Here is a 2,857-nt window from a genome sequence, read left to right as displayed (position 1 = left end):
CACGCATGCCGCTCGCGCCCGGGCGCGCCTACGCGTTGCGCATGCCCGGCGGCCCCACCGGGGGCCCCTACGGGAGCAAGAGCAAGACGATCTGGAACGATGAGTTCATCGCCACCGAGATCGGCCAGATCGGCACGCAGATGGACGCGCTTGGCCATCTTGGCTGCATGTGCGGCGCGCGCGGCGACAAGACCAACATGCTATTCTACAATGGCAACAAGCTTGCCGACATGTGGTCTCCGTATGGCCTGAAGAGTCTCGGAATCGAAAATGCGCCGCCCTTCTTCACCCGCGGGGTCCTCTTCGACGTGCAAGGCCTGAAGGGACGCGTGCTCGACGTCGGCGAGGAGATCCGGCTCGCCGACCTCAAAGCCTGTCTCGAGCGCCAGGGCGTCGCTCTGGACGTCATTCGGCCGGGCGACGCGGTCTTCGTCCGCACCGGCCACGGATCGCGCTGGTACACCGAGACAAAGACCTTTTACGACGGCGCGCCCGGCATCGGCCTCGAATGCGCGCGCTGGTTCTCGAGCCTGGAAGTTTGCATCGTCGGAGCCGATAATTTCGCCGTCGAGGTCGTTCCGCCGATCGACCCGGACGTCTTTCACCCCTGCCACCAGCACCTCATCATGGAGAGCGGCATTCATCTCCAGGAAGGCATGACGTTCGAGGGTCTCGTCGAACGCGGAGCTTGGGTCTTCGCCTACGTCTTTGCGCCGCTTCCGATCGTCGGCGCGACCGGTTCACCCGGAAACCCGATCGCGGTTCTGTAGCTTGACTCCATCCATGACCCCATCGGCAGTCGAAGGAGGCCCATTGCCGGCTCGTGCTTATTGCTGTCTTGCGTCAGGCGCCGCAGTCTTGCGGGCAGGCCGACGTGTACGCTTTGCGGGGGACTCCTAAAGATAGATCGGCATGACGAACGAGACCATTGCATCAGATTGCGGTCGTTGGCGGAACGCGACGGTTGCGCTAGGACCGGTCATTCGTTCCCGAGGCGGCTTCCGTGTTCATTGACGCACGGCGGTCCGGCGATGCCCGGTCGAGTCCGTTGGGCTGAGGCCGACAAGCGTCGTCCCGCCCTGCATGATTCATTATGCCAAACCGCACGGGCCTTCCGTTAGGGTCTGTTTGACCCGGCCTTGACGAACGGTGTCGACCATTATAAAGACTGATCAGTCAGTTTTAATTTTACGATGCCAAAAATCAGCGATGCGAAACGCGACGCGCGGCGAAGGCAGGTTCTCGACGCCGCGCTTGCCTGCTTCTCCGAGGCCGGGTTCCATCAGACCGGGATGGCCGACATCGTTCGGCGCTCCGGCCTCAGTCACGGTGCCGTCTACCTGTACTTCCCTTCTAAGAACGACCTCATCGAGGCGCTCGCTGTCGACCGCCACCGAAGCGAGGCGGCGCTCAACGCCACGGCGCTCGCGAATGCGGATCCTTTGGACGCCTTGCGCGTGCTCGCTCACAGCTATGCGCTGAGCCTGGTCGATCCTGCGGGGGAAGCGCGCCGGCGTGTCGGCGTCAATGGCTGGGCCGAGGCTCTGCGCAACGACCGCGTGCGCGCGGCCGTTCTCGAAGGCGCCGAGGCGGCGCGCTCCACTCTTGCTCCCCTTATCGAGCGGCTGGCGCCGGACATCGATCACGATGTCGTCGCGCGCCTGCTGGTCGCGATGTTTCAGGGCATGACCCTTCAGGCTGTCTGGGGCGAACCGATCGATGTCGAGGCCGCGCTCAGCGCGCTCGACCGCATGCTGGCGGGGCTCGCAAGGACCAAGGCCGCAGCCGGGGCGGCTGCAAAGAGGAAGATCTGACGATGGGGATCGACGGCCTCTTCGCCGGCGCGGCGGTCGGTTTGGTCGGCGGCTTCACGTCGGGTCTTCTCGGTGTGAGCCCTGGAGGCGGACTTGTCGTGTTCTCGGTTTTGCTGCTAGGCGCCGAACAGCACGTGGCTCAAGGTATTTCGCTCGCGGCGCAAATTCCGCCGCCGCGCCTCGCCGGCATTCGGCGCTACCACGAAGCCGGCGTCCGGACGCCGGCGCGCTGGTTCGTTCCGCTCGCGATCGGCTTTCTCATTGGCGGCATCGGCGGGGCCAGGGCTGCCAGCTTTGTTTCGGCCGCGGCGCTGCAATGGACCTATGTCGCGTATCTCATCGGCCTCGATGCGTTGTTGTTGCGCCGCGACCCGGACGCCGCAGACGATGATGGCGGCGGCGCCATCCACGAACTGCGGTGGGGGGCGATGCTCGCCGTAGGATTGTTCGCGGGATTGTCGTCGGGGTTCCTCGGAATCGGCGGCGGGCTTACGACGACCGTGGGCCTCAGCGCCGTTCTCGGCGTTCCCCAGCGCCAGGCGCAGATGGCGAGCCTCGTTCTCTCGCTGCTGCCGACCACGATTCCAGCCGCCTGGGTCTACTGGCGCGCGGGCGCGATGGGTCTCTGGCCGGCGCTCCTCGGCGTGATCCTCGGGCTCACAGTCGGCGCCGACATCGGGGCGCGGCTCGCCACGCGGCTCGATCGCAGGGCGTTACGTCCGACGTTGTTCGCCTTCGTTTCGGCGATGGCAGTCTATATGGCGCGGCAGGCTTGGGTCGCCTCTTGAGAGGAGAACGCAGTCCCGATGCATCTGCATTTCCTGGGAACAGGTGACGCCTTCGGCTCCGGCGGCAGATTCAACACCTGTTTCCTCATCGAACGCGGCGGGAACAGCCTGCTGATCGATTGCGGCGCTTCGTCGATGATCGCGATGCGCCGCTTCGGCGTCGATCCGAACTCGATAGCGGCCATCCTGCTCACGCATCTTCATGGCGACCACTTCGGCGGACTTCCGTTCTTCATCCTCGATGCGCAGTTGGTC

At 65.0% G+C, this 2,857-nt stretch carries 4 protein-coding genes; all 4 read left to right on the top strand.

The window, feature by feature from the left end; all coding sequences use genetic code 11:
- Window positions 1-770: cyclase family protein (locus ACLP25_RS28415; protein WP_442472447.1), on the top strand; the 770-nt coding region annotated here is incomplete at its 5' end.
- Window positions 771-1,193: 423 nt separating this feature from the next.
- Complete coding sequence (locus tag ACLP25_RS28410; protein ID WP_442472446.1) at window positions 1,194-1,814, top strand: TetR/AcrR family transcriptional regulator; 621 nt, start codon at window positions 1,194-1,196, stop codon at window positions 1,812-1,814.
- Between the two features lie 2 nt (window positions 1,815-1,816).
- Window positions 1,817-2,602 (top strand): sulfite exporter TauE/SafE family protein, encoded by a 786-nt coding sequence (locus ACLP25_RS28405; protein WP_442472445.1) that lies wholly within the window; start codon window positions 1,817-1,819, stop codon window positions 2,600-2,602.
- A gap of 18 nt (window positions 2,603-2,620) precedes the next feature.
- The coding region (locus ACLP25_RS28400; protein WP_442472444.1) for an MBL fold metallo-hydrolase at window positions 2,621-2,857 on the top strand (237 nt) is incomplete at its 3' end.

Origin of the sequence: Roseiarcus sp. (genome assembly GCF_052145395.1) — a bacterium.
Classification (GTDB): domain Bacteria; phylum Pseudomonadota; class Alphaproteobacteria; order Rhizobiales; family Beijerinckiaceae; genus Roseiarcus.
Note: the sequence above shows the minus strand (reverse complement) of the source record. Positions and strands in the feature narration are given on the sequence as shown.